Origin of the sequence: Streptomyces sp. NRRL S-337, from assembly GCF_000720175.1 — a bacterium.
In the GTDB taxonomy this organism is placed as follows: domain Bacteria; phylum Actinomycetota; class Actinomycetes; order Streptomycetales; family Streptomycetaceae; genus Streptomyces; species Streptomyces siderophoricus.
In genome coordinates this window covers 141,840-167,334 of sequence record NZ_JOIX01000004.1, presented here as the reverse complement: position 1 = coordinate 167,334, position 25,495 = coordinate 141,840, and the positions used below count along the sequence as shown (strand labels likewise).

At 68.7% G+C, this 25,495-nt stretch carries 21 protein-coding genes and 1 pseudogene; 10 read left to right on the top strand and 12 right to left on the bottom strand.

Annotated features, from left to right (window positions below; translation table 11 throughout):
• Window positions 1–801 precede the first annotated feature (801 nt).
• Window positions 802–2,697, bottom strand: a complete 1,896-nt coding sequence (gene dnaA / locus IG62_RS0105915) for a chromosomal replication initiator protein DnaA (RefSeq protein WP_078871842.1) — start codon at window positions 2,695–2,697, stop codon at window positions 802–804.
• Window positions 2,698–3,072: 375 nt separating this feature from the next.
• Between dnaA and rpmH the strand changes: the two genes are divergently transcribed.
• From rpmH to IG62_RS0105870, 9 genes and pseudogenes are all read left to right on the top strand, one after another.
• Complete coding sequence (gene rpmH / locus IG62_RS0105910; RefSeq protein WP_003956500.1) at window positions 3,073–3,210, top strand: 50S ribosomal protein L34; 138 nt, start codon at window positions 3,073–3,075, stop codon at window positions 3,208–3,210.
• A gap of 23 nt (window positions 3,211–3,233) precedes the next feature.
• Window positions 3,234–3,602: pseudogene (gene rnpA / locus IG62_RS0105905) on the top strand (ribonuclease P protein component); the annotation flags it as partial.
• Between the two features lie 86 nt (window positions 3,603–3,688).
• Window positions 3,689–4,006 carry a membrane protein insertion efficiency factor YidD gene (gene yidD, locus IG62_RS0105900; protein ID WP_030412278.1) on the top strand — a complete coding sequence of 106 codons (318 nt, stop codon included), beginning with the start codon at window positions 3,689–3,691 and terminating at the stop codon, window positions 4,004–4,006.
• Between the two features lie 3 nt (window positions 4,007–4,009).
• Window positions 4,010–5,161: a membrane protein insertase YidC gene (gene yidC, locus IG62_RS0105895; RefSeq protein WP_030798383.1), complete on the top strand. Its 1,152-nt coding sequence runs from the start codon at window positions 4,010–4,012 to the stop codon at window positions 5,159–5,161.
• A 14-nt stretch (window positions 5,162–5,175) separates the two neighbouring features.
• Window positions 5,176–5,682 carry a protein jag gene (locus tag IG62_RS0105890; RefSeq protein ID WP_030412276.1) on the top strand — a complete coding sequence of 169 codons (507 nt, stop codon included), beginning with the start codon at window positions 5,176–5,178 and terminating at the stop codon, window positions 5,680–5,682.
• A 136-nt stretch (window positions 5,683–5,818) separates the two neighbouring features.
• Window positions 5,819–6,544: a 16S rRNA (guanine(527)-N(7))-methyltransferase RsmG gene (gene rsmG / locus IG62_RS0105885; RefSeq protein WP_030798381.1), complete on the top strand. Its 726-nt coding sequence runs from the start codon at window positions 5,819–5,821 to the stop codon at window positions 6,542–6,544.
• A 302-nt stretch (window positions 6,545–6,846) separates the two neighbouring features.
• On the top strand, window positions 6,847–7,917 hold the full coding sequence (locus IG62_RS0105880; protein WP_078871841.1) for an AAA family ATPase: 1,071 nt from the start codon (window positions 6,847–6,849) through the stop codon (window positions 7,915–7,917).
• On the top strand, window positions 7,914–9,026 hold the full coding sequence (locus tag IG62_RS0105875; protein ID WP_078871840.1) for a ParB/RepB/Spo0J family partition protein: 1,113 nt from the start codon (window positions 7,914–7,916) through the stop codon (window positions 9,024–9,026). The genes IG62_RS0105880 and IG62_RS0105875 overlap by 4 nt, the downstream gene beginning before the upstream one ends.
• Before the next feature lie 308 nt (window positions 9,027–9,334).
• Window positions 9,335–9,952, top strand: coding sequence for a GNAT family N-acetyltransferase (locus IG62_RS0105870; protein WP_030798375.1), 618 nt, complete (start codon window positions 9,335–9,337; stop codon window positions 9,950–9,952).
• 108 nt (window positions 9,953–10,060) lie between these two features.
• Here the strand turns inward: IG62_RS0105870 and trxA are convergent, their stop codons facing one another.
• The 7 genes from trxA to IG62_RS0105835 all read right to left on the bottom strand — a co-directional run bounded on the left by trxA (window position 10,061) and on the right by IG62_RS0105835 (window position 19,638).
• Complete coding sequence (gene trxA / locus IG62_RS0105865) at window positions 10,061–10,387, bottom strand: thioredoxin (RefSeq protein ID WP_030798373.1); 327 nt, start codon at window positions 10,385–10,387, stop codon at window positions 10,061–10,063.
• A gap of 45 nt (window positions 10,388–10,432) precedes the next feature.
• A complete protein-coding gene (gene trxB / locus IG62_RS0105860) occupies window positions 10,433–11,407 on the bottom strand; it encodes a thioredoxin-disulfide reductase (protein ID WP_030798371.1) in 975 nt (324 codons plus the stop codon).
• A 115-nt stretch (window positions 11,408–11,522) separates the two neighbouring features.
• On the bottom strand, window positions 11,523–12,500 hold the full coding sequence (locus IG62_RS0105855) for an anti-sigma factor family protein (protein WP_030798369.1): 978 nt from the start codon (window positions 12,498–12,500) through the stop codon (window positions 11,523–11,525).
• Window positions 12,497–13,192, bottom strand: a complete 696-nt coding sequence (gene sigM / locus IG62_RS0105850) for an RNA polymerase sigma factor SigM (protein WP_030798367.1) — start codon at window positions 13,190–13,192, stop codon at window positions 12,497–12,499. The genes IG62_RS0105855 and sigM overlap by 4 nt, the downstream gene beginning before the upstream one ends.
• A 125-nt stretch (window positions 13,193–13,317) precedes the next feature.
• Complete coding sequence (locus IG62_RS0105845; protein ID WP_030798365.1) at window positions 13,318–15,030, bottom strand: protein kinase family protein; 1,713 nt, start codon at window positions 15,028–15,030, stop codon at window positions 13,318–13,320.
• A gap of 107 nt (window positions 15,031–15,137) precedes the next feature.
• Window positions 15,138–17,357, bottom strand: coding sequence for a murein biosynthesis integral membrane protein MurJ (gene murJ / locus IG62_RS0105840; RefSeq protein ID WP_030798363.1), 2,220 nt, complete (start codon window positions 17,355–17,357; stop codon window positions 15,138–15,140).
• A 46-nt stretch (window positions 17,358–17,403) separates the two neighbouring features.
• Window positions 17,404–19,638 carry a DUF6049 family protein gene (locus IG62_RS0105835; protein WP_234326297.1) on the bottom strand — a complete coding sequence of 745 codons (2,235 nt, stop codon included), beginning with the start codon at window positions 19,636–19,638 and terminating at the stop codon, window positions 17,404–17,406.
• A gap of 282 nt (window positions 19,639–19,920) precedes the next feature.
• Here IG62_RS0105835 and IG62_RS0105830 point away from each other — a divergent pair, with 282 nt between their 5' ends.
• The gene (locus IG62_RS0105830) at window positions 19,921–21,399 is read left to right on the top strand and encodes a CCA tRNA nucleotidyltransferase (protein ID WP_030798359.1); all 1,479 of its coding nucleotides are present in this window, start codon (window positions 19,921–19,923) and stop codon (window positions 21,397–21,399) included.
• Window positions 21,400–21,564: 165 nt separating this feature from the next.
• Here IG62_RS0105830 and IG62_RS47695 read toward each other — a convergent pair whose 3' ends face one another.
• The 4 genes from IG62_RS47695 to IG62_RS0105810 all read right to left on the bottom strand — a co-directional run bounded on the left by IG62_RS47695 (window position 21,565) and on the right by IG62_RS0105810 (window position 25,396).
• Entirely contained in the window at window positions 21,565–22,137 is a 573-nt protein-coding gene (locus tag IG62_RS47695) for an LppU/SCO3897 family protein (protein ID WP_199812421.1), read from the bottom strand.
• Window positions 22,138–22,248: 111 nt separating this feature from the next.
• Window positions 22,249–23,508: an MFS transporter gene (locus IG62_RS0105820; RefSeq protein ID WP_030798355.1), complete on the bottom strand. Its 1,260-nt coding sequence runs from the start codon at window positions 23,506–23,508 to the stop codon at window positions 22,249–22,251.
• Window positions 23,509–23,586: 78 nt separating this feature from the next.
• Window positions 23,587–24,669: an inositol-3-phosphate synthase gene (locus IG62_RS0105815; protein ID WP_030798353.1), complete on the bottom strand. Its 1,083-nt coding sequence runs from the start codon at window positions 24,667–24,669 to the stop codon at window positions 23,587–23,589.
• Between the two features lie 46 nt (window positions 24,670–24,715).
• Window positions 24,716–25,396, bottom strand: coding sequence for a PadR family transcriptional regulator (locus IG62_RS0105810; protein ID WP_030798350.1), 681 nt, complete (start codon window positions 25,394–25,396; stop codon window positions 24,716–24,718).
• Window positions 25,397–25,495: the final 99 nt, after the last annotated feature.

Here is a 25,495-nt window from a genome sequence, read left to right as displayed (position 1 = left end):
GGTCAAGTCGACTCGGGCGACGCCGGACGCCGGGCCGCCGAGTTGTGCACAGGCCCCGTTTCCGAACGAGTTCCCCGGTAGATATCCGTGGTCGTAGTAGTAGGCCCTGTGGAAACCGTGGACAACTGCGTCTGCGCAGGTCAGCTTCGGTTTTTTGTCCACCGCGGCTGTGGGCGGGGCCCGTGGATAAACCGCCTGCGCTGTGGACCGCGGAAAGTTCTGCACACCCGATGCACAGGGGACGGGCAGTTCTCCCCAGTGCCATCCCCAGCTTTACCCACGTTCCCCACAGCCCAACCCATCACCTTGGTGTGACGGCTTTCACTCAGCCCGGTGAGAGGGGGTGTTGCGTTGCCGAACAGTGGACAGCGGTGTGGAGAAGCCGGTGATCGCTGGGGACAACGGCGCTTTTGCTGTGGGCGGGCGGTGGACAAGTGATCCACTCCCCTGTGGACGAAATCTCTGTCCACAGCCTGTGGAGAGAGGTTGGCCACAAATCCACACCCGGCTGACCTCCTACGATCTCCCTTCGGAGAGCCCGCCTGTGGATCCCACAGGGATAACTTTCCTCTCCCCAGGGTGTGGACGGAAGATTCTTGCCCAATCTGTGGAGAGAGGCCGTGACCAGGCACGGAATCGAACACGGCCGGCGGCGCTCCACAGCCCAGGGACGGCGGCGCGGTGCGTCGTACACCGCGTCGTTCACCGCGCCGGGCGGCCCCGAAACGGCGAAGGGCGCCCAGGAGCGGGTCCCGGGCGCCCTGGGCGCGGTCGGTCCGAGGCGGCGCGTCGGACGCGGTCTCAGCCGTTCTTGATGCGGTTGGTCAGCTCGGTGACCTGGTTGTAGATCGACCGCCGCTCGGCCATCAGCGCGCGGATCTTGCGGTCGGCGTGCATCACGGTCGTGTGGTCCCGGCCGCCGAACTGCGCGCCGATCTTCGGCAGCGACAGGTCCGTCAGCTCGCGGCACAGATACATGGCGATCTGGCGGGCGGTGACCAGCACCCGGCTGCGGGACGAGCCGCAGAGATCGTCGATGGTCAGGCCGAAGTAGTCGGCGGTCGAGGCCATGATCGCGGTGGCGGTGATCTCCGGAGCGGCGTCCTCACCGCCGGGGATCAGGTCCTTCAACACGATCTCGGTGAGCCCCAGGTCCACCGGCTGCCGGTTGAGCGAGGCGAACGCGGTGACCCGGATCAGGGCGCCCTCCAGCTCGCGGATGTTGCGCGAGATCCGGGACGCGATGAACTCCAGCACCTCCGGCGGGGCGTTCAGCTGCTCCTGCACCGCCTTCTTACGGAGGATCGCGATCCGGGTTTCCAGCTCGGGCGGTTGGACGTCGGTGATCAGGCCCCACTCGAAGCGGTTGCGCAGCCGGTCCTCCAGGGTGACCAGCTGCTTGGGCGGCCGGTCACTGGAGAGCACGATCTGCTTGTTGGCGTTGTGCAGCGTGTTGAAGGTGTGGAAGAACTCCTCCTGCGTCGACTCCTTGCTCGCCAGGAACTGGATGTCGTCGACCAACAGGATGTCCATGTCGCGGTAGCGCTTGCGGAACGCGTCCGCCTTGCCGTCGCGGATGGAGTTGATGAACTCGTTGGTGAACTCCTCCGAGCTCACGTACCGCACGCGGGTGCCGGGGTAGAGGCTGCGCGCGTAGTGCCCGATCGCGTGCAGCAGGTGGGTCTTTCCCAGACCCGACTCCCCGTAGATGAACAGCGGGTTGTACGCCTTGGCCGGGGCCTCGGCGACGGCGACCGCGGCGGCGTGCGCGAAGCGGTTGGAGGCACCGATGACGAAGGTGTCGAAGAGGTACTTCGGGTTCAGCCGGGCGGTCGGCTCACCCGGACCGGTGGCCGGCGCGGGCTGCGCGGCGAGCGGGCCGGGGGCGCCGCTGGGCGCCGGCAGCGCGGCACCGGGGCCGGAGCGGCCGTTGTGGCCGTTGTGGCCACCGGGCTGGTGCTCGGGAAGATCGCGGCGCTGCGCGTCGTACGGGGAGCGCGCACCGTCGGAGTGCTGAGGGGGGAGACCGCGGTCCTGGCCGCGGTAGTCGGGCTGCGCCTGCTGGTGCTGCGGTACGTGGGGCGCCGAGGGGTACGGCTCGCGCCACTGCTCCGCGGACGTCTCGCGCTCGGGGAAGCCGCCGAGGTGCTGCTGCTGCCAGCCGTAGTCCTCGCGCGGGCCGGGGCCGCCGGGGGCAAGGTGCTGGGGCCAGGCGCCGGGTTCGTGCCGCTGCTGCTGGTAGTCCGGGTAGGCGGGGCGGACACCGGGCAGGTCGTCGCCCTGGTGCCCATACCCCTGGCGGCTGTCGTGCCGGGGCTCGTAGTCGTACGCCTCGTGCTGCTGCGGCGCCGGGTGCTGCTGGTGGTGCGGCTGCTGCTGGGGCGACTGGTGCTGTACGGGCGCGGAGGGCGCCGGCGGCTCGTCGGAGGAGTCGTCGACGGTGATCGCGATCCGGATCGGCCGGCCGCACTCATGACTGAGGGCCTCACCGATCAGCGGCGCCAGCCGGCCTTCGAGCACGCCCTTGGCGAATTCGTTGGGCACGGCGAGCAGCGCGGTGTCGGCCACCAGCGCCAGCGGCTGGGTCCGCTTGAGCCAGTCCTGGTCCTTCGGCTTGAGGCCGTCGGCCTCCGCACGGAGGAGATGATCGAGCACGCGCGGCCACACTGCGGCAAGATCGGCAGGTACATCAGCCACAGGGCACGCTCTCTCACAGTCCCACGAATGTGTGATTCTCAGGACGGGCGGGAAGGAATCGGAGTTCAGCCACGGTAGTCAGGGCGGGCCTGGGGATTCAAGTTGTTGTCCACAGGCTGTGCATAGTGTGTCCTGACGACGGACCGCGCGGGCTCACATGGAGCCGGTTTGACCGGATGGCGTAGCCGCGCGTACCGTGACCAGGTCGAGTTGTCGATGGCTGCTGCCGCCTGCCTCCGATGGGCAAAGATCGCGCTCTGGTGATCGTGTAGCGGTGCACTTAGGCGTTGCGAGCTACTCGTGGGCGCACGGTGACAGCCAGCGACGCCCCACATCTGTCTCTCTTGAGACAACAAGCATTCCTGGAGCCCCCGAGTGAGCAAGCGCACCTTCCAGCCGAACAACCGCCGCCGCGCGAAGACCCACGGCTTCCGTCTGCGCATGCGGACGCGTGCCGGCCGCGCGATCCTCGCGTCGCGCCGCAGCAAGGGTCGCGCCCGCCTGTCTGCCTGAGCAGCCCGACCTAGGTCCATGACGTGCTGCCTACCGAAAATCGGCTGAGGCGGCGCGAGGACTTCGCGGCCGCGGTACGCCGGGGACGCAGGGCCGGGCGCCCGCTCCTTGTCGTGCATTGTCGTAGCGGTTCAACGGACCCGCACGCGTCGGGGGAATGTGTTCCCCCGACGCGTGCGGGTTTCGTCGTGAGCAAGGCCGTTGGCAACGCGGTCGTCCGCAACAAGGTCAAGCGGCGGCTTCGCCATCTCCTGCGTGAACGGCTGGACCGGCTTCCCGCCGGTAGCCTGGTTGTCGTACGGGCCCTGCCCGGCGCGGGCACCGCGGACCACGACGAACTGGCCCGCGACCTGGACGCCGCCCTGGAGCGGCTGCTGGGACGGGCGCCGAGAGGCTCCAACCCCACGGGGGCCGCGACCGACAGTGGTCGCACCGCGGACCCCCGGAACCCCGGCCGGGGCCCGGGAGGGAGCGCACAGTGAAGTACCCGCTGCTGCTTTTGATCAAGATCTACCAGTGGACCATCAGCCCCCTGCTGGGGCCGGTCTGCAAGTACTACCCGTCGTGCTCGCACTATGGCTACACGGCCATCGACCGGCACGGCGCGGTGAAAGGGACTGCGCTGACAGCTTGGCGCATTCTGCGCTGCAACCCGTGGTCGCTCGGTGGCGTCGACCACGTCCCTCCCCGGAAGCGTCCGGTCTGGCATCAGCGGCTGAGGAGCCGTCTGGGCGGGACTGCCGTCCATGAACCCGCCGCCCAGCCCGAGACTCAGCCCAACGCCCAAGGAGCCTGATTCGTGGACACGATCCTGAATCCTCTCTATTACGCCGTTTCCTGGATCATCGTCCAGTTCCACTCGTTCTACAGCCTGATCTTTGATCCGAACAGTGGCGCGGCGTGGGGTCTGTCCATCGTCTCGCTGGTGGTGCTGATCCGTATCTGCCTGATCCCGCTCTTCGTGAAGCAGATCAAGTCGACGCGGAACATGCAGGCGCTCCAGCCGAAGATGAAGGCGATCCAGGAGCGCTACAAGAGCGACAAGCAGCGCCAGTCCGAAGAGATGATGAAGCTCTACAAGGAGACGGGCACCAACCCGCTCTCGAGCTGTCTCCCGATTCTGGCCCAGTCGCCGTTCTTCATCTCGCTGTACCAGGTCCTCAGCCACATCGCGAACGGCAAGACGGTCGGTTTCATCGACCAGACGCTGTTGCAGAGCGCGCAGAAGGCACACATCTTCGGTGCCCCGCTGGCGGCGAAGTTCATGGACAGCGCGGCGAAGATCGAGAGCCTCGGCGCCTCGGTCACCAACGTCCGCGTGGTCACGATCATCATGATCGTCCTGATGTCGGCGTCGCAGTTCTACACGCAGCGCCAGCTGATGACCAAGAACGTCGACCTCACGGTGAAGACGCCGTTCATGCAGCAGCAGAAAATGCTGATGTACGTCTTCCCGGTCATGTTCGCCGTCTTCGGCATCAACTTCCCCGTCGGTGTCCTCGTCTACTGGCTGACCACCAACGTGTGGACCATGGGCCAGCAGATGTTCGTCATCCGTCGTAACCCGACCCCGGGCAGCAAGGCGTTCGCCGAGCGCCAGGAGCGGCTGCGGGCCCAGGGCAAGCTGGTCGAGAGCCCGGCCGAGGTCGCGGCGAAGAAGGCCGTCGAGGAAGCGCGCCAGAACCGTCAGCAGCCCAAGCGCCAGACGAAGGCCAAGCGGCAGACCGGCGGTGCGCCCGTCGGCGGTGCCCAGGCCCGGACGCAGAACCGTACGCGGGCCGGCTCGGCGGACGGCTCGGCGGACTCCGACCAGGGCGGAGCGAAGAAGCAGTCGCTGGAGAAGAAGGCCGCGCAGGACGGCACCGCGCAGAGCGGCTCGTCCGGGTCCCGCTCCGGGAAGTCCGGCCAGCGCAAGGGCCAGCAGCGCCCCAAGCACCCGTCGAAGAAGTAAGAAGGAGTCCTTTCGTGACGGACACGACCCCTGCCGCCGAGGGCACCGACACCCTGACCCGCCTGGAGCAGGAAGGCGAGATCGCGGCCGACTACCTCGAGGGTCTGCTGGACATCGCCGACCTCGACGGTGACATCGACATGGATGTCGAGGCCGACCGCGCCGCGGTGTCGATCATCAGCGACTCGACCAGCCGCGACCTGCAGAAGCTGGTGGGCCGCGACGGTGAGGTGCTGGAGGCGCTGCAGGAACTGACCCGGCTGGCCGTGCACCGGGAGACCGGTGACCGCAGCCGCCTGATGCTGGACATCGCCGGCTTCCGGGCGCGTAAGCGCGAGCAGCTCACGGCGATCGGTGCGAAGGCGGCCGAGGAGGCCCGCGGTACCGGTGAGCCGGTGAAGCTGGACCCGATGACGCCGTTCGAGCGCAAGGTCGTGCATGACGCGGTGGCGGCGGCCGGTCTGCGCAGTGAGTCCGAGGGCGAGGAGCCGCAGCGCCGAGTGGTTGTCCTCCCGGCCTGACCGCTCAGCGCATCCGTTTTTTCTTTGGCCCCGTCTGCTCGCAGGCGGGGCCAAAAGTTGTCAGCGTTCTGTGTTATTCCGGGTGCGTGACCCGGGTTCCCGGCAGGAAAAGCAGTCCAGAGGAAGGGCGGTTCCCGTGACGGAGGCAGCAGCGGAGCTCCCTCCTGCGCCGAAGGCGGCACAGGAGGTATTCGGTGAGCGCTTTCCGGAGGCCGTGCGGTACGGCGAACTGCTCGCCGACGCAGGGGTGACGCGCGGGCTGATCGGCCCGCGCGAGGTGCCGCGGCTGTGGGAGCGGCATCTGCTGAACTGTGCGGTGCTCTCGGAGGTCGTGCCCGAGGGCGTCACGGTCTGTGATGTGGGGTCGGGGGCCGGGCTGCCCGGCATCCCGCTGGCTCTGGTGCGGCCGGATCTGAAGATCACGCTGCTGGAGCCGCTGCTGCGGCGGACGAATTTCCTTCAGGAAGTCGTCGAGCTGCTCGGTCTCGACCATGTGACGGTCGTGCGGGGACGGGCCGAAGAGGTCATGGGCAAGCTTCCACAGGTGCATGTGGTGACCGCGCGTGCGGTGGCTCCGCTGGACCGGCTGGCCGGGTGGGGCGTTCCGCTGCTGCGTCCGTACGGCGCGATGCTGGCGCTCAAGGGCGATGCCGCGGAGGAGGAGCTCAAGGGTGCCCGGGCCGCGCTGAGCAAGCTCGGTGTGGTCGACACCTCGGTGGTGCAGGTCGGTGAGGGCATCGTGGATCCGCCGACGACGGTGGTGCGGGTTGAGGTGGGCGAGAGTCCTGGTGGCGTGCGCTTCGCGGCGAAGCGGGCGAAGGCGGCGCGGGCCAGCCGTTCGACGAGGGGGCACCGGCGCTGAGGCATGAGCCGGAGCCGTGGAGACCGGCAGTTGGGGAGGGAATCCCGTTCCGCGAAATAGGCGACGCGGTATGTCAATAAACCCCATCAAAACGGCACAAGACGGAGTGTCGCGGCTTATTCGGTCGCGACGCTGGCATCGTGTTTCACGTGAAACGTCGCTCTCTGCTGCAAGGGATCATCGGCCGTGGTCGTGCGGCTGCCGCGCCGCGCGACCGTAGACCCACACGGGTAACGGAAGTATCCACAGACGTGGGTTTGTCCACAGGAGAACGGACCTCACTGGTTCACGACGCCGAAAGCATGGCAGGCTCTGACCATTGCGAGCCTGATGTCGAGGAGAGTGAATCCTTGCGGTCCGACGCCAACATCGCGGGACCGATGACCGATCCGGTCCCCGGTCCCCGTAGCGAGTCGTTCGGGGACGACGTTTCACGTGAAACGCCGCCCCCGATGGACGACACCCCGATCGGTCGTGCAGCTCAGCTGGCGGTAGAGGCACTCGGCCGCGCGGGCGAGGGGCTTCCCCGGCCCGAACAGACCCGGGTCATGGTCGTTGCCAACCAGAAGGGCGGGGTCGGTAAGACCACGACCACCGTGAACCTGGCCGCCTCCCTGGCCCTGCACGGGGCACGGGTTCTGGTCATCGACCTCGACCCCCAGGGCAATGCGTCGACGGCGCTGGGGATCGACCATCACGCCGAAGTGCCGTCCATCTATGACGTGCTGGTGGACAGCAAGCCACTCTCCGATGTGGTGCAGCCGGTCGTGGATGTGGAGGGGCTGTTCTGTGCGCCCGCCACGATCGATCTGGCCGGCGCCGAGATCGAGCTGGTCTCGCTGGTGGCCCGGGAAAGCCGGCTGGACCGGGCCATCAAGGCCTATGAGCAGCCGCTGGACTACATCTTCATCGACTGCCCGCCCTCGCTCGGCCTGCTGACGGTCAATGCGTTGGTCGCGGGGGCCGAGGTGCTGATCCCGATTCAGTGCGAGTACTACGCACTGGAGGGGCTGGGGCAGCTGCTGCGGAACGTCGACCTGGTGCGGGGTCATCTCAACCCGCAGCTCCATGTCTCGACGATTCTGCTGACCATGTACGACGGGCGCACCCGGCTGGCCTCCCAGGTCGCCGACGAGGTCCGTAACCACTTCGGCCACGAGGTGCTCCGTACCAGCATCCCCCGCTCCGTGCGTATCTCCGAGGCACCCAGCTATGGGCAGACAGTGCTCACCTATGATCCCGGATCCAGTGGTTCGCTTTCGTATCTCGAAGCGGCTCGAGAGATCGCGCTGCGTGGGGCCCCGCAGACCGGGGGCCAGGGCCTCAGCGTCACTTATGAAGGACAGCACAGCATCTCGGAGGGGACTCAGTGAGCGAACGACGTAGAGGCCTGGGCCGTGGGCTCGGGGCGCTGATCCCCGCGGCACCGCAGAGCACGGACCATGCCGGGCCCGCGGTGGGGCAGGGAGCGACATCACCCACGTCCGTACCGGTCCTGGCGCCGGAGCGAGGGGTAGCTGCCGCCAAGGTGACCTCGCTGCCGACGCACGGTGTTTCACGTGAAACGCAAGCACCGGCAGCGGTGGAGCCGTCGGCGGACGGCGTATCGGAAGTGGCGGGTGCGCACTTCGCCGAGGTGCCGCTCGATGCCATCACTCCGAACCCACGCCAGCCGAGAGAGGTCTTCGACGAGGACGCCCTCGCCGAACTGATCACCTCCATCAAGGAGGTGGGTCTGCTCCAGCCGGTGGTGGTCCGTCAGACCGAGCCCGGACGGTACGAGCTCATCATGGGGGAGCGCCGTTGGCGGGCCTGCCGTGCGGCGGGGCTGGAGAAGATTCCGGCGATCGTGCGGGCGACGGAGGACGAGAAGCTCCTCCTCGACGCGCTGCTGGAGAACCTGCACCGAGCCCAGCTCAACCCGCTGGAAGAGGCAGCCGCCTATGACCAGCTGCTCAAGGACTTCCAGTGCACGCATGACGAGCTGGCCGACCGGATCGGGCGCTCGCGTCCGCAGGTCTCCAACACGCTGCGTCTGCTGAAGCTCTCGCCGTCCGTGCAGAAGCGGCTGGCCGCAGGGGTGCTCTCGGCGGGGCATGCCCGGGCGCTGCTCTCTGTGGAGGACTCGGAGGAGCAGGACCATCTTGCGCGCCGGATCGTCGCCGAGGGGCTGTCGGTGCGTTCGGTCGAGGAGATCGTGACGCTCATGGGGTCGACCCCCACGAGCCCGAGCAAGGCGAAGGGCCCCCGCGCGGGAGCTCGGGTCTCCCCCGCGCTCACCGGACTGGCCTCCCGGCTCTCCGACCGCTTCGAAACCCGCGTGAAGGTCGACCTGGGCCAGAAGAAGGGAAAGATCGTCGTCGAGTTCGCCTCGATGGACGATCTGGAGCGCATCCTCGGCACCCTCGCCCCGGGCGAGGGTCCGGTCCTGGGCCAGTCGCTGGCCGAGGAGAGCGATGAGGAGACCGGCGAAGAGCAGTGAGCTGACGCCTACGGCTCCAGGGCGGGCCGTGTTCCGGAGTCCATACCGGAACACGGTCCGCCCTTTGCTCTCTCGCGCTACCCGTGCCCGTAAAGGGTGGATACGATGCGTTCGGGTATGGCACGCATCCACGTGGAGACACCTCACATCGAGGAGAGGGCCATGCGATCGGTGAGCCGCACCGGAATGCTGGCAGCGGGCTTCGGCCTGGCAGCCGTCGGAGGGTTCGTTGGTGGTCTGCTCAGGGAGCCCGCCGTGCGGACGGCACTGCGTGGTGCGGCAGGCGAGAGAAGTGAGGACCTGGTTCCATGGGCCGTCGGCTCGTACCGCTCACGCTGGACAACCTTCCGGATCTCCCCAAGCGCTGCCGCTCCTGTGTCTTCTGGGAGCTCGACCCCGTCAGCGGCGAGGCCGCGGTAAAGGCGGGACGTCCCGAGCTGGAGAAGGAAGCCTGGATCTCGGCGGTCCTGCTGGAGTGGGGATCCTGCGGGCGGGTGGTCTATGTCGATGAGGTGCCGGTGGGATTCGTGATGTACGCCCCGCCGGCCTATGTGCCGCGCTCGACCGCCTTCTCGACCAGTCCCGTATCGCCGGACGCGGTGCAGCTGCTCACCGCATGGCTGACGCCCGGATACCAGGGCCAGGGGCTGGGGCGGGTCATGGTCCAGACGGTCGCCAAGGACCTCACCCAGCGAGGGTTCAAGGCGATCGAGGCGTTCGGCGATGCCCGCTGGACCGAGCCGGCCTGTGTGCTCCCCGCCAACCATCTCCTCGCGGTGGGCTTCAAGACCGTACGCCCCCATCCCCGCTTCCCGCGGCTGCGCCTTGAGCTGAGGACCACGATCTCGTGGAAGGAAGATGTGGAGATGGCGCTCGACCGTCTGCTGGGCGCCGTCCAGAAGGAGCCTGCCCTGCGGCCGTTGTAGCGCACGATGTTTCACGTGAAACCGAGCTCTGTTTCACGTGAAACGGAGAACGGGCCCGTCCTCGGTGAGGAACGGGCCCGTTTCACGTGAAACAGACGAGGAGGTGACTCAGGCGAGGAAGTCCTTCAGGTCGCGCTCGATCGCAGCCTTCGGCTTGGCGCCGACAATGGTCTTCACGACCTCGCCGTCCTTGTAGACGTTCATCGTCGGGATCGACATGACGCCGTACTTGGCGGTGGTCGCCGGGTTCTCGTCGGTGTTCAGCTTGGCGATGACGATCTCGTCGTGCTCCGCGGCAATGGCCTCCAGGGACGGGGCGACCTGGCGGCACGGGCCGCACCAGGTGGCCCAGAAGTCCACGAGGACGGGCTTGTCGCTCTTGAGGACGACCTCTTCGAAGTTGGCGTCCGTGACGGTCACCGTGGCGCCGGCCATGGCAATCTCCTTATTGGGTGGGTGGTGGGAAAGCTGGGCCGCGGGTCAGGCGGCGGGAGTCTTCTCGGGCTCGGGGGTCGACTCGCCGTCCGCCAGCGCCGCGAGGTACCGCTCGGCGTCGAGGGCGGCGGAGCAGCCCGTGCCGGCCGCGGTGATCGCCTGGCGGTAGGTGTGGTCGACCACGTCGCCGGCCGCGAAGACGCCCGTCAGGTTGGTGCGGGTGCTGGGCGCGTCGACCTTGAGGTAGCCCTCGTCGTCGAGGTTGAGCTGGCCCTTGAAGAGCTCGGTGCGCGGGTCGTGGCCGATCGCGATGAAGAGACCGGTGACGGGGAGCTCCGAGGGCTCTCCGCTCCTGAGGTTGCGCAGGGTCAGTCCGGAGAGCTTGCTCTCGCCGTGGATCTCGGCGACCTCGCTGTCCCAGACGAACTTGATCTTCGGGTCGGCGAAGGCGCGCTCCTGCATCGCCTTGCTGGCACGGAGGGTGTCGCGGCGGTGGACGACCGTGACCGACTTGGCGAACCGCGAGAGGAAGGTGGCCTCCTCCATCGCGGTGTCGCCGCCACCGATGACGGCGATGTCCTGGTCCTTGAAGAAGAACCCGTCGCAGGTGGCGCACCAGGACACGCCACGACCGGAGAGCTCGTCCTCACGGGGCAGACCGAGCTTGCGGTGCTGCGAGCCGGTGCTGACGATGACCGCCTTCGCGCGGTGCACATTGCCGGCGGTGTCGGTGACCGTCTTGATGTCCTCGCTGAGGTCGACCGAGACGATGTCGTCGGGCACCAGCTCGGCGCCGAAGCGCTCGGCCTGGGCGCGCATGTTGTCCATGAGGTCCGGCCCCATGATGCCGTCGCGGAATCCGGGGAAGTTCTCCACGTCGGTGGTGTTCATCAGCGCGCCTCCGGCGGTGACGGCACCTTCGAAGACCAGCGGCTTCAGGGACGCGCGGGCGGTGTAGAGCGCTGCGGTGTAGCCCGCGGGCCCGGAGCCGATGATGATCACGTTGCGGACGTCGCTCACGGGTGTCTTCCTTGTCTCTGCCGACTGCTTGCTGGGGCTCTCGGAACTCTCACCCCACCCAACGGATCCTACGGGGCGTGCATTCCCGGAGTGTCACAGCGCACTACTCGTCGTTTCAATCTCGCGGGTACGAGTGCGCCAGCAGAACCTTTCCGGGTGCCGGCGGCGTGGCGGAGACACAGGAGGACGAGACCACGTACGCCGAGACACGCTTGACGTCCGCCGGGTCCGGCAGCACGACCAGAAAGGCGTCCTTGCCCTGATAGCGGGTGTGGCTGGAGGCGATCGGGGCCTCAGGGCGGCCGATGCCGTGGCGGACGCAGGACGGAATGGTGTCGGCGTTGCCCCGCAGCGGGGTCTCGGGAGAGCTGCGGGCACCGATGCCCGGCGATTTGTGTGAGCCCTTGGTGGCCAGCAGGGCGTGGACGTGGGAACCGAGATTGGCGGCGGTCAGGCCGGCAGCATTGCCTGACCCCTTCTCGTGGGTCGCCGTGGTCCGGCTGGGCCCGGCCTGCGTACCGTCCATGGCGGCGTTCTGCAGGAGCAGGCCGCCGACGCTGAGGACGGCCGCTGCCGCTGCGGTGCCGAGCAGCACCCGCGGCCAGCGGCGTGCGCGGGAGGCCCGGCCGCCGCGTGTGTGTCGGCCCGGCCCGGCGGAACCAGCAGTGGGACGCCCGGCGGGGCGGGTGATCGGTGTGCTGCGGGTAGGTACCTCGGGCTCGGTTTCACGTGAAACAGAAACGGGGCGGGCGGTCGTTTCACGGGTCGTCGTGGCACGAGCCGCCGTTTCACGGGTCGCTGTTTCACGTGAAACATGCGTCGCGGAGCCCGGAACGGTGGCATTGAGAAGTGCCTCGGCCGCGAGGGCGGCATCGATACGCCCCGCCACCTCAGTCGGCATGCGCGTCGGACCGGGGAGCCTGCCGAGCATCCGGCGGATCTCCTCCAGGGAGGCGTAGACGTCCGCGCACAGCGCGCAGCCGGCAAGGTGGGCGCGCACATCCGCGCTGCGCGAGGGGGAGAGCAGCCCGTCCGTGAGGTCGGAGATCTCGGAGACCTCCGGGTGCTCACCTGTGCCGGTCGTCGACGTCACGCTCGCCCACCTCCGCCCTTCACGGCACCTGTGTCCTTCGGTCCTGCCGTCGGTGGGACGGATGTCCCCTGCGCCCGGTTCCTTCCCCCGCTCGCCGGGTTGCTACCCCCGCCGTCAGCCCGCAGATGGGTGACCAAGGGGAGGAGGCGGGCACGGCCGCGTGCGCAGCGGCTCTTCACCGTTCCGGTCGGGATGTCGAGGATCGCGGCTGCCTCGGCGACGGGGTAGCCCTGCATGTCGACGAGGACCAGAGCGGCGCGCTGTTCCTCGGGGAGGGTGCGCAGGGCACGGAGCAGCTCGCGGTGCAGGTCCTGGCGCTCGGCGGGGATCGCGGCGGACTCCTCGGGTTCGAGGAGTTGCTCCAGCCGCTCGGTGTCGGCAACGGGCGAGGTGCGCCGGGAGGCGGCTTTGCGGGCCCGGTCCAGGCAGGCATTGACCGTGATGCGGTGCAGCCAGGTCGTCACTGCGGACTGCCCTCGGAAGGTGTGAGCCGCGCGGTAGGCGGAGACCAAGGCGTCCTGTACGGCGTCCGCGGCTTCCTCACGATCACCGAGAGTGCGCAGCGCCACGGCCCAGAGCCGGTCGCGATGGCGTCGGACGATCTCCCCGAATGCCTCGGGGTCGCCTTTCACATGCAGCGCAAGGAGATCGGCGTCGGTTGGTGTCGAAGCCTTGTCGCTGTCGGTGGACACGGGCCCCCCGGCCGTAGCTGCCTGATCTCGGTCCCATTGAAGCCCGCCGGGTGGGGAAAGTAAATGTGCCGAGGGGCGTTGATCAGCGGGCGAGCGCCCCGTTTCGGCCGCTCGCCCGCTGCTGCTCAGCCCGTCATCTTGATCTCGGAGATCCCGCCGCGGAACCAGTCCGAGACGCCGTCGCTCGGCAGCTCCGTGATGTGCACCAGCACGTAGCGTGCCTTGACGGCCTTGTCCAGCTTCACCGTCAGCTTCTCACCGGCCTTCGCCGGCTTGGAGAGCCGCCGCGAGAAGTCACTGAGCGCCGTCGGGTTCGACGCGGACGGTGCCGCTGCCAGAACCTCCACCGTCTGGCCCGGACGGTACATGGTGACCTCTACACCGGAGACGTCCTTGGCGCTTCCGAGGTCTATGACGATGCCGCTGCCGTCCTTGCGGGCCGGCAGGTTCCCGAAGTTCGGCCAGCCCTGGAAACGGCCGGTCACCCAGGCCGTCGAGGGATTGCCGTCCGTCACGTTCGACGCCTCGTTGCCGGAAAAAGCAGAGGCCAGCGGAGAGAACTCCGTGGCACTTTGGATCGCCAGGGGCTCCGAAGGCTTCTTCTTCTTGCTGCCGCCCTGCGACTGCGAGTTCCCCGGATCCTCCTGGTCCTTCTCGCGCTTGAGCAGGGTGTCCGCGAGCTGCCAGCTGCCCAGGCCCAGCGCCGCGATGAGCAGCGCGGAGACGGACCACTTCAGGGCCCGACCGGTACGGCTCTGGAGCGGGGGCGGTGGCGTGGGGACCGCTTGGGTCGGCCGGCCCGGCTGGGCGTTGTGGGATGCCGTCTGCCGGTAGCTGCCCTGCTGGTAGCCCGTGCGCTGGTACGGCGGGGGTGTGGTGAACGCGGTCTCCGGGGGCCGGATACGGGGCATCGCCGCGACCGCCTTGGCCAGCTCCTCAGGCGTGGTGCACGGCTGCTCCTGGCGGGAGGCCGTGGCGCCGTCGTTGATCAGCGCGCGCATGGCGAGCTCGGAGAGGCCGCGGTGGACACCGGCGCGCACCTGGTCGGGCGCGATCAGCCCGACGCCCTTCGGCAGCCCGGTCAGGCCGTGCGCGTCGTTCTCGTACGGCCAGCGCTGGGTGAGTGCGGCGTACAGCAGTGCCCCGATCGCCTCGGTGTCCGTGCGCTGCGGGTGCTCGCAGGTGATGCCGCGGAGCGCGGCCATGACGGCCAGGCCGCGGATGCGGTACTGCCCGGATTCCGTCCGCAGCACCGAGCTGGGGGTGATGCGGAGGTGGGCCAGGCCCTCGCGGTGTGCGGCGGCCATGGCCTGGGAGACCTGGCTGACGAGCTGGTACGCCTCGTGCGGCTCCAGGGGGCCGTTGGCGAGGTGGGTGGCCAGCTCGGTGGCGTCGGGAAGCCACTCATGGACGACGTAGACGAGGTCGTTCTCCTCGACGGCGTCCAGGACCTGGACGAATCGGGGGTCGCCGAGCAGCGCCGAGGAACGGGCCGCGGAGAGCACCGGCCGGGCCCTCGGATGGTCGGCGGGCAGGATGTGTACGCCGACGGCGCGGCGCAGCTTTTCGTCGACCGCACGCCAGCTGCTGAATCCGTCCAGACGGGTGACGCACTCTTCGAGGCGGTAGCGTCTGGCGAGCTTGTGGCCGCTGTGCAGTTCCGGTGGCTGGGCCTCGTCCGCCGCACGCGTCTCGTCGGTGCGTGCGACGTCCGTGTCCCTGCCGGATACCTTCTCGGCCTTAGCACCGTCGTCCGTGGCCTTGCCCGCCTTGGCGGTCAGCGGCTCTTCGCCGCTCGTGTCGGCCACGTCGACGGCAGCCGTGCTCCGTTCCGCCACCGTCGTTCCTGCCTCCCCATCCGTTGCAGGCTCAATGAGCCAAGACAATTGTGCCCACAGTCCGCCACTATGCACGACACACGGTGGCAGTCGATGGTTGTGCTCAATCAGCGCCCAAGCTTTGACCGGACCATGCCGACCAGGGCGTTCATTTCCTCGATGCGCATTTTGCGTGCGGCGACGTAGAACACGGCCAGAAGGGCGGCGGCGCCGGCGATCAGCGCGGCCAGGGAGCCGATGAACCCGCTGCCCAGCGTCTGCATGATCGCGTACACCAGGACGCCGGAGACGATCGTGGCCGGGATGCTGGCGCCGGCCAGCCGCGCGTAGGTCCGGACGACGTGCGCCGTGTCGAGGTCACCGTCCATCCGCCTGCTCAGCCGCTGCCAGGCGACCCCGACGCCGATGATGTACGCCAGGCCGTAGGAGGCCGCCATACCCACCACGGCCCAGCGGGCCGGCAGGACCAGGAAGCAGAGCCCGGAGGCGGCGGCGTTGACGGCAGCGACGATCACCGTGTTGTAGAAGGGGGTCCGGGTGTCCTCGTACGCGTAGAAGGCGCGCAGGACGACGTACTGCACCGAGAACGGGATCAGGCCGATACCGAAGCCCATCAGCATGTAGCCCATGGGGACGCCGGCGCCGGAGGAACCGTAGACCAGGGTGCACAGCGGGACGCCGAGGGACAGGAAGCCGAACGCGATCGGGACGATGGCGACGGCGGAGGTGCGCAGGCCCTGTGACATGTCGTCCCGGACGGCGCCGGTGTCGCCGTCGTGCGCGGACCGGGCCAGCCGCGGCAGCAGCGCCGCCATGACGGAGACGGTGATGATCGCCTGCGGCATGTTCCAGATCAGCTGGGCGCTGGCGTAGGAGATGAAGCCGGTGCCCGGGTGTCCCTGCTGGTCGGCGGTGTTGCCGGCCCAGGTGGAGAGCTGGGTGACGACGAGCACGCCGGCCTGGTTGGCGAGCACGAAGAGCACGGTCCACTTGGCGAGCTTGGCGGCCTTGCCCAGGCCGTGACCGCGCCAGTCGAACCGCAGCCGGAGCTTGAAGTCGGCGTCGCGCAGGTACGGGATCATCGCCAGCGCCTGCACGACGAGCCCGAGGAGGGTACCGAGGCCGAGCAGGCGGATGCCCTCGTCGGGGATGGTGGTGACACCGATGTGCGAGGTCTTCGCCGTGCCGTAGACCCAGATGAAGAGGCCGAAGGTGGCGATCATGACGATGTTGTTGAGGACCGGGGTCCACATCATCGCGCCGAAGCGGCCGCGGGCGTTGAGGATCTGCCCCATGACCACGTGCAGGCCCATGAAGAAGATCGTGGGGACGCAGTAGCGGGTGAACGCCACCGCGACCTCGTTGGCCGCCGGGTCCCGGGAGATGTCGAACGAGACCAGTTTCACCAGGAGGGGCGCCGCGACCACCGCCAGCACCGTCAGCACCCCGAGCACCACGATGACCAGGGTCAGCAGCCGGTTGGCGTAGGCCTCGCCACCGTCGTCGTCCTCCTTCATCGCGCGCACCAGCTGCGGCACGAAGACGGAGTTCAGACCGCCGCCGATGGTCAGGATGAAGATCATCGTCGGGAGCTGGTAGGCGACCTGCCAGGAGTCACCGAGCACCGCACCGCCGAGCGCGGCGACGATCAGCGCCGAGCGGACGAAGCCGGTCAGGCGGGACACCATCGTGCCGGCGGCCATCACCGCGCTGGATTTGAGCAGGCCGGAGGCCCGGCCGCCGGAGGGCTTGCCGGCCGCCGGCACGGGAGCGGGCTCCGGCTCCGGCGCGGTCTGCTGCGGAACGGCCTCAGGCCCGGGTACCGCCCCGGTCACCGGCGCCCCGACGGGCGGGCCGGCCGGGGCGGAGCGCTGGGGATCGTAGGGATGCTGGTCCCGGTAGAGGTGCGCAAAGGCGTCGGGCTCCGGACGCTCGCTTCCGGCCTCGTTGACCAGGGGATCGACGCCCATGAACTGCGTCGTCGCGGCGTCGTCACCGTACGGAGCGGCCCGGTCCGGGCGCTGCGGGGCGGGCGTCCGGGGCGCGGCCCAGGCCTGCGGGTCGGGCGCCTGCCGCCCGGGCGCGGGCTGCGGGTAGAACGGCTGGGTGGGCTGCCCCGGGGACGGCGGCGGGTGCGCGGCGCGGTCGTAGCGCGCGTCGCTCACGGGATCCTGGGCCATCGGGTCCTGGGCGTGGTGCGGGTCGTTGCGGTAGGCGTCCCGGACGTACGGGTCCTGATCCGCGGGGAACGGGGGCGTCGGAGGGACCGGCCCCATGGGGTCGCCATTGGCGCCCCGGCCCCGGTCACCGTCGTACGGCGCATTCATCGCTGCCCCACCTCATCAGTCGCCGGCCATCCGGCCCCGCCATCTATCAACGGTCCACTTTCTCACCTGAGCCGGATGGCTCGGACTTTTCCGAACCGGTGTCCGGCGCGGGGTCACTCGGCTGCTCGGGCTCGTCCCCGTCCGTGCCGCCGTCGTTGCCGTCCGTGCCCGCCGTGCCTTCGGAGCCGTCATCGGGGCCGTCCTCCTCGGGCCGGCTGCCCGCCCGCTTGCGCTGGAGGTAGATCCGTACGCCGGCGAGCACGAGCAGCAGCACGCCGCCCGCGATGACGAGCATCACCGTGGCGGTGATCTCCGTGACGTTCACCTGGAACGTCATGGGCTCACCGTAGGGCTTGCCGTCCGAGGTGTAGAGCTGGGCGGTCACCCAGGCCCGGCCGTTGGCGTTGGCGGTGGTGTCGAACTTGAACGACTGGCTGTGCCCGCCGTCCACCGAGATCTGCTGCGATTTGCCCACGTCGAGCCGGTTGGGCTGGGAGGACGTGAGCCGCAGCGTCATGTCCTTGACGCCCTGGAAGAGGTTGTTCTGGACCGTCACCGGAATCGTGGCGCTGCGCCCGGAAAGCGTGGCCCCCGACTTCTGGATCAGGTGCACCTTTGTGGTCAGGCCGTCGAGGTAGTTACGCACGGAGTGACGGAAGCCGGCGGCACCGGAGCGGTCGCCGCGCCACTGCGTCGACATCTCCCGCATTATCGCGTTGCCGAACGGGGTCACCACCCGCTCCGGCTGGGCCAGGATCGGCTGGAAGTCCTCCAGCGCCGACTGCGTGCCCTGGATCTGCCGGAACGCGTCGGTAGGGAGCTCCTGCCGGCGCAGCGAGGACGGGTAGGAGGCGCCGCTCGGCACCTGGCGGGTGGCCGCGGGGTCGGGCTTGGCCTTGGTCGCGGCGCCCAGGTTCTCTGCCTGGGTCCAGCGGCCGGACTCGTCCAGCTCACGCAGGGCGGTGGCCATGGCGTGCGCCTGGCTGGCCGACGGCATCCGCTGCGGCGCGACGACGACACTGCGCTGCCGCTCCGGGTCCTGGAGGCCGATCATCTGCGTCTGGGCGAGGAATTCCTGGACCGCGTGCGTCGCGTTCGCCGCCTTCGACATGTCGCCCTCGAAGGCCCGGGAGAGCTGTGCGTCCGCCACGATGGCGGTGTTGCCGCCGCCGATGGGACGGGCCGCAGTCGGGGTGTAGGACAGCCGGCCGGCGTCCCGGAGGCTGTCGCTGCGGGTGATCACGTTGTGTGCGCCGGCCGAGGTCGCGACATCGACGATCGAGCGGTCGAGGGCGCCGTCGACGGGCCAGGCGAAGTCCGTACGCGGCTTGACCCCGAGGATCGTGTCCACGGTCTTGTCGGCGAGGTCGGTGGCCGGCCCGAGGTGGCTGAGCGCACTCGGCACGCCCTTGCCGTGGTGGGCCAGCGAGGCCAGGTCGGGGTCGGCGAAGGGCAGCGCGACCACCTGGTGCGACTTGACCGCCTCTTCGAGCTCGTGCAGCCACTGCTTGGCGACCGCCTGGTTCTTCCCCAGGGGGCCGTCGGGGCCGTTCACGCGGTACGACTTGGTCATCGCGTCGACGGTCGCGAGCAGGTCGGGGTCGATGACGAAGGTCACCGGGAGGTTCTTGCCGAGGGCGACCATCTGCTGCAGCCGGCCGCCGGGGGCGAGCTCGGCGGCGAGGTCGTCATTGCGGAAGACCGGGGTCTGCTGGGTGTCGGCGTCGGTCTCCGCGGTGAGGTGCGTGGAGGAGATCAGCGGCCACATGTAGGTGAGCTGCGTCTTCTTGTCGGCGTCCGCGGACTGCCAGGGCAGGAAGGTCCGGTCGATGCCCAGGAGCTGGTCGTACGGCGAGGCCTGGGAGTGCCCCGACAGAGAGACACCGATCTGGTACACGCCGTCATCGTTGAGATCGAGGTCCTTGACCGGGACGCTGAGGCTGAAGGGGCGGCTGGCACCGGCCTCCAGCTTGGCGATCTTCTCCGTGTGGCCCTTGATCTCCTCGCCGTCCACGCTGGGCAGATAGCCGGTGCGACGGGAGGCCGCCTCGATCGAACTGCGGTTGCCCAGCGCATCGCCGCGGTGCATGCCGACGTGCGCGTCGGTGATCGTGCTGCTGCTGTCGTTGGTCAGGGTGCCGGAGACGGTGACGGTGTCGCCCTTGCCAGGGGCGGACGGCGACATGGAGTCGATGGACACGTCGACCGTGTGCGACCCCGCCTGGGCGGCATGGGCGGAAGGGGCGCCCGGGGCCTGGAGCAGGCCCACGAGCAGGGGCACTCCAGTGACGAGTGTCACGGTCCTGCGCAGCCATCGACCACGCGGCCGTTCAGTCCCCTGGAACCCTGCCGCCTCGGCCACGCGCTCGCCCGTCCCTCGTCGTCGTCAGTGGTCGTCGGAATGTGCGTCCACGAATGGTAACGAGACCCGCCGCGCGGGAGTGCCGCGGACTGCTCCACATGATCGCGGAGCGGACGGCCGCCCGACCGGCCTGTCCCCTTTATTACCTGCGCCTTTATTACGTGACGCTTCGCGCGGTCCGGCCACGTACCCTGTTCTGTTGTGCCGAACGCCAACAATGACCTCCCTGCCCCGCACGCCGAGCGGACCCCGCAGTCGACGAATGCGTTGAACCACGTGCAGCGCCGCGCCGTGAGCGAGCTGCTCCGGGTGTCCCCTGTAGCGGACGACCTGGCCCGTCGATTCCAGGAGGCCGGGTTCACACTTGCCCTGGTCGGCGGCTCGGTCCGGGATGCACTGCTCGGCCGGCTCGGCAACGACCTGGACTTCACCACCGATGCACGCCCCGAGGACGTCCTGAAGATCGTCCGGCCGTGGGCGGACGCACTCTGGGAGGTCGGGATCGCCTTCGGCACGGTCGGCTGCAAGAAGGACTCGTTCGACATCGAGGTCACGACCTACCGCTCCGAGGCGTACGACCGCACCTCCCGCAAGCCCGAGGTGTCCTACGGCGACTCCATCGAGGACGACCTGGTGCGCCGGGACTTCACGGTGAACGCGATGGCGGTCTTCCTGCCCCAGAAGGAGTTCGTCGACCCGCACAACGGCCTGGAAGACCTGGCCGCCCGTGTGCTGCGGACGCCGGGTGCGCCGGAGGACTCGTTCTCGGACGATCCGCTGCGGATGATGCGGGCGGCCCGGTTCGCCGCCCAGCTGGACTTCGAGGTCGCGCCCGAGGTCGTCGCCGCGATGAAGGCGATGTCCGACCGCATCGACATCGTCTCCGCGGAGCGGGTCCGGGACGAGCTGAACAAGCTGATCCTCGCGCCACACCCGCGTAAGGGACTGCGGCTGCTCGTCGACTCCGGCCTGGCGGACCGGGTGCTGCCCGAGCTGCCCGCGCTGCGCCTGGAAAGTGACGAGCATCACCGCCACAAGGACGTCTACGAGCACTCGCTCACGGTGCTGGAGCAGGCGATCGACCTCGAAGAGGACGGTCCCGATCTGGTGCTGCGCCTGTCGGCTCTGCTGCACGACATCGGAAAGCCGCGGACGCGCCGCTTCGAGAAGGACGGCCGGGTCTCCTTCCACCACCACGAGGTGGTGGGCGCAAAGATGACCAAGAAGCGCATGGCCGCGCTGAAGTACTCCAATGACATGATCAAGGACGTCTCGCGGCTGGTGGAGCTGCATCTGCGCTTCCACGGCTACGGGACGGGAGAATGGACCGACTCGGCGGTCCGCCGCTATGTCCGTGACGCCGGGCCGCAGCTGGAGCGGCTGCACAAGCTGACGCGTTCGGACTGCACGACCCGTAACAAGCGCAAGGCCGGTGCGCTGTCCCGCGCCTACGACGGGCTGGAGGAGCGCATCGCTCGGCTGCAGGAGCAGGAAGAGCTCGATGCGATCCGTCCGGACCTGGACGGCAACGACATCATGGAGATTCTGGGACTGCAGCCGGGGCCCGAGGTCGGCAGGGCGTACAAGCAGATGCTGGAGTTCCGGCTGGAGCACGGCCCCATGGAGCGCGATGCGGCGATCGCCGCGCTGAAGGACTGGTGGGCCACGCAGCAGGGCTGATGTTTCACGTGAAACGGCCCGGCGGCCGGCCGATGCGATGTTTCACGTGAAACGAGCGGGGACGGTGGCCCGCTGCCATGTTTCACGTGAAACGTGGCGCAGACGACTGGGGCGGTGTTTCACGTGAAACACCGCCCCAGAGGCGTCTTCAGGAGACGGAGTGCGCTACTTCGTGGGGGTCAGGCAGAGCACCATGGCCGTGTCGGCCCGTCGACGGCGGTGCACCGTCTTGATGTAGGCGTCCTCACCGGCGGAGCACACGGTCGGGTCCGAGGTGCCATCGTGCACCTTGGACACCTTGTACTGGGCTTCCCCGCTGTTGCAGTCGACCACGGCGAGCCCGTCGTCGAGTGAGCTGCTGGACTTCTTCACGCAGTCACCGGCCTCGGCGTTGCTGGCGTCGTCCCGGCTGGTGAACCAGAAGAACGCGAAGGCGGCCAGGACGAAGACGATCCCGATGCCCCGCAGAATCGACTTGGCGGAACGGGTCTTGCCGGGGCGGGGCGGCGGTATGGGAGCGCCGGGCTGGACGTAGGACTGCTGCGGCTGTGCCGGGTACCCGGGCTGGGGCTGTCCGTAGGGCGCCTGCGGCTGCTGGGGATAGGCGTACCCGCCCTGGGGCTGGCCGTACGGTGCTTGGGGAGCCGGTGGCGCCTGCGGATACGGGTTCTGGCCGTAAGGCTGCTGGCCGTACGGCGCCTGGCCGTATGGATTGGGCCCCGGCGGCGGCATGGTCATGGAGCTCCCCCGATTTTGTTGTGTACAGGCTCGTTGTGGGACGCCCGTAAGGTACCGGGTCCCGGCGCACCACCGCAGGGACGGCTCCCTGCGGACCGGGGAGGGCGCTGGTCAACTGCGCCGAAAGCGGGCCATCGCCGCGGCTACCAGGGCGTAGAGGACCGTCACCATCCCAATGAGTGCGGCCGATCTGCCGTCCGGCGGCAGCATGAGGGCCGCGACCGCGGCGGCGCCGACGAAGGCGACGTTGAAGAGCACGTCGTACAGGGCGAAGATGCGTCCCCGGAAGGCGTCGTCGACCGAGGACTGGACGACCGTGTCGGTGGAAATCTTGGTGCCCTGGGTGCCGAGACCGAGCACGAACGCGGCGGCCAGCATCGGGCCCGGGGTGAAGAAGAGGCCCAGCGCCGGCACCAGCACCGCGCCGCCGAGGGCACAGCAGGCGATCCAGCCGAACGCGGTGAGCCGTCCCACCGCCCAGGGAGTGACAAGGGCAGCGGTGAAGAATCCCGCCCCCGACACCACGACGGCGATGCCGAGCAGCGCCAGTCCCTCGGATTCGGTGTCCGACCAGGAATACCGGCACAGCATCAGCACCATGACCGTCAGTGCCCCGTAGCAGAAGCGGATCAGGGTCATCGCGGCCAGGGCCCGGGCCGGCACACGCCGCTGGGCGAGATGGCGCAGCCCCGCCGCAAGGCCGCGCACAGTGCTCAACAGGGCTTCGCCCAAGCCGGGTTGGAGCTGCACCGGGTCGGGGCCCAGCAACTGCGGCGTCATGCGCAGGGCGGTGAGCGCCGAAAGGAAGTAGAAGGCCGCGGCGAGCAGCACGACGAACGCATCCACGTCGGGGCCGGCCAGCCGGACCGCGAAGGCGAGCCCGCCGCCGGCCGTCGCGGCGAGCGTCCCGGCCGTGGGGGCGAGCGAGTTGGCCATGACCAGTTGCTGTTCACCGTCGACCACGCGGGGCAGCGCGGCCGAGAGCCCGGCCAGGACGAAGCGGTTCACCGCCGTCACCGACAGGGCCGAGGCGTAGAAGAGCCAGTCGGGGACCTTCGACACGATCAGCGCCGCGGTGGCCATGGCGAGCAGCGTCCGCAGCAGGTTCCCGTACAGCAGGACCTGACGGCGTCGCCAGCGGTCGAGCAGCACACCGGTGAACGGCCCGAGGAGTGAGTACGGGAGCAGCAGGATGGCCATGGCGGAGGCGATGGCCGCGGGCGAGGCCTGCTTCTCCGGTGAGAAGACGACGTAGGTGGCGAGCGCGACCTGGTACACGCCGTCGGCCGCTTGGGAGAGCAGCCGTGCGGCGAGCAGCGAGCGGAAGTCGCGTAGCCGGAGTAATACGCGGAGGGCGCGCACAGCATGCATGAGGCACAGCCTCACACAGCCCGCAGGCCCCCGGGTGGAATACCCGGGGGCCTGCGAACGGCGGTTGCGACCGGCGCCTCAGCGCTCGACCTCACCCTTGATGAACTTCTCGACGTTCTCGCGGGCCTCGTCGTCGAAGTACTGGACCGGCGGGGACTTCATGAAGTACGAGGAGGCGGAGAGGATCGGGCCGCCGATGCCGCGGTCCTTGGCGATCTTCGCGGCACGCAGCGCGTCGATGATGACGCCCGCGGAGTTCGGGGAGTCCCAGACCTCGAGCTTGTACTCCAGGTTGAGCGGAACGTCGCCGAAGGCGCGGCCTTCGAGGCGGACGTAGGCCCACTTGCGGTCGTCCAGCCAGGCCACGTAGTCCGACGGGCCGATGTGGACGTTGTCCTCGCCCATGTCGCGGTCGCGGATCTGGGAGGTGACGGCCTGGGTCTTGGAGATCTTCTTGGACTCCAGGCGCTCCCGCTCCAGCATGTTCTTGAAGTCCATGTTGCCGCCGACGTTCAGCTGCATCGTGCGGTCCAGGATGACGCCCCGGTCCTCGAAGAGCTTGGCCATCACACGGTGCGTGATGGTGGCGCCGACCTGCGACTTGATGTCGTCACCGACGATCGGGACACCGGCCTCGGTGAACTTGTCCGCCCACTCCTTGGTGCCGGCGATGAAGACCGGGAGGGCGTTGACGAAGGCGACCTTGGCGTCGATGGCGCACTGGGCGTAGTACTTCGCGGCGTCCTCGGAGCCCACCGGGAGGTAGCAGACCAGCACATCCGCCTGGGTGTCCTTGAGGACCTGGACGATGTCCACCGGAGCCTCGGCGGACTCCTCGATGGTCTGGCGGTAGTACTTGCCCAGGCCGTCGAGGGTGTGGCCGCGCTGGACCTGCACGCCGGCGTTCGGCACGTCGCAGATCTTGATGGTGTTGTTCTCGCTCGCGCCGATGGCGTCCGCGAGGTCGAGGCCGACCTTCTTGGCGTCGACGTCGAAGGCGGCCACGAACTCGATGTCACGCACGTGGTAGTCGCCGAACTGCACGTGCATGAGGCCGGGCACGCGGCTGTCCGGGTCGGCGTCCTTGTAGTACTCGACGCCTTGTACCAGCGAGGCGGCGCAGTTGCCCACGCCGACGATGGCTACGCGAACCGAACCCATTCCGGTTGCTCCCTGTGTTCTCGATGAGGCACTGCGCCGCAGTGCCTCATGTGGTGGTGTCATCGGACGGATCCGGCCGGGATCCACCCCGGTGCCGGGGCAGGCCGCCCGTATCTCCTGACTGGTTCTTCTTGTTCTGCGCTGCGGGGTCCGGTGCGCGCTGGTCGCGCCCGGCACGCTCACTCTCGATGAGTCCGTTCAGCCAACGGACCTCACGCTCCACGGACTCCATGCCGTGGCGTTGCAGTTCGAGGGTGTAGTCGTCCAGCCGCTCGTGGGACCGGGCCAAGGAGGTCCGCATCTTCTCGAGGCGTTCCTCCAGCCGGCTGCGGCGGCCTTCCAGCACACGCATCCGTACGTCCCGCGACGTCTGGCCGAAAAATGCGAAGCGGACGCCGAAGTGCTCGTCCTCCCACGCATCCGGACCGGAGTGGGCGAGCAGTTCTTCGAAGTGTTCTTTGCCCTCTGCGGTCAATCGGTAGACGATCTTGGCCCGCCGCCCGGTCAGCGCCGCGGCGGGAACACCCTCCGGGCCACCGTCCGTCTCTTCGGTGAGCCAGCCGTTCGCGACCAGCGCCTTGAGGCAGGGGTAGAGGGTGCCATAGCTGAACGCACGGAACACCCCGAGCGACGTATTGAGCCGTTTGCGCAGCTCATAGCCGTGCATCGGGGATTCACGAAGCAGGCCGAGGACGGCGAACTCAAGGATGCCGGAACGTCTGCTCATCCTCCGCCTCCTCGTCCCAGTGCGTTCTTTATGTCGTCCTGATGTATCGACTCGATACATCCAGACGATAGAACGGCCCCTGGGGCGGAACAAGAGGGG

Bases quoted from the DNA above. Each gene is read 5' to 3' on its own strand.
- IG62_RS0105820 (WP_030798355.1), bottom strand. From the start codon at position 23,508: ATGCATGCTGTGCGCGCCCTCCGCGTATTACTCCGGCTACGCGACTTC.
- IG62_RS0105870 (WP_030798375.1), top strand. From the start codon at position 9,335: ATGGGCCGTCGGCTCGTACCGCTCACGCTGGACAACCTTCCGGATCTC.
- IG62_RS0105815 (WP_030798353.1), bottom strand. From the start codon at position 24,669: ATGGGTTCGGTTCGCGTAGCCATCGTCGGCGTGGGCAACTGCGCCGCC.
- IG62_RS0105880 (WP_078871841.1), top strand. From the start codon at position 6,847: ATGGCAGGCTCTGACCATTGCGAGCCTGATGTCGAGGAGAGTGAATCC.
- IG62_RS0105810 (WP_030798350.1), bottom strand. From the start codon at position 25,396: ATGAGCAGACGTTCCGGCATCCTTGAGTTCGCCGTCCTCGGCCTGCTT.
- murJ (WP_030798363.1), bottom strand. From the start codon at position 17,357: ATGAATGCGCCGTACGACGGTGACCGGGGCCGGGGCGCCAATGGCGAC.
- IG62_RS47695 (WP_199812421.1), bottom strand. From the start codon at position 22,137: ATGACCATGCCGCCGCCGGGGCCCAATCCATACGGCCAGGCGCCGTAC.
- trxA (WP_030798373.1), bottom strand. From the start codon at position 10,387: ATGGCCGGCGCCACGGTGACCGTCACGGACGCCAACTTCGAAGAGGTC.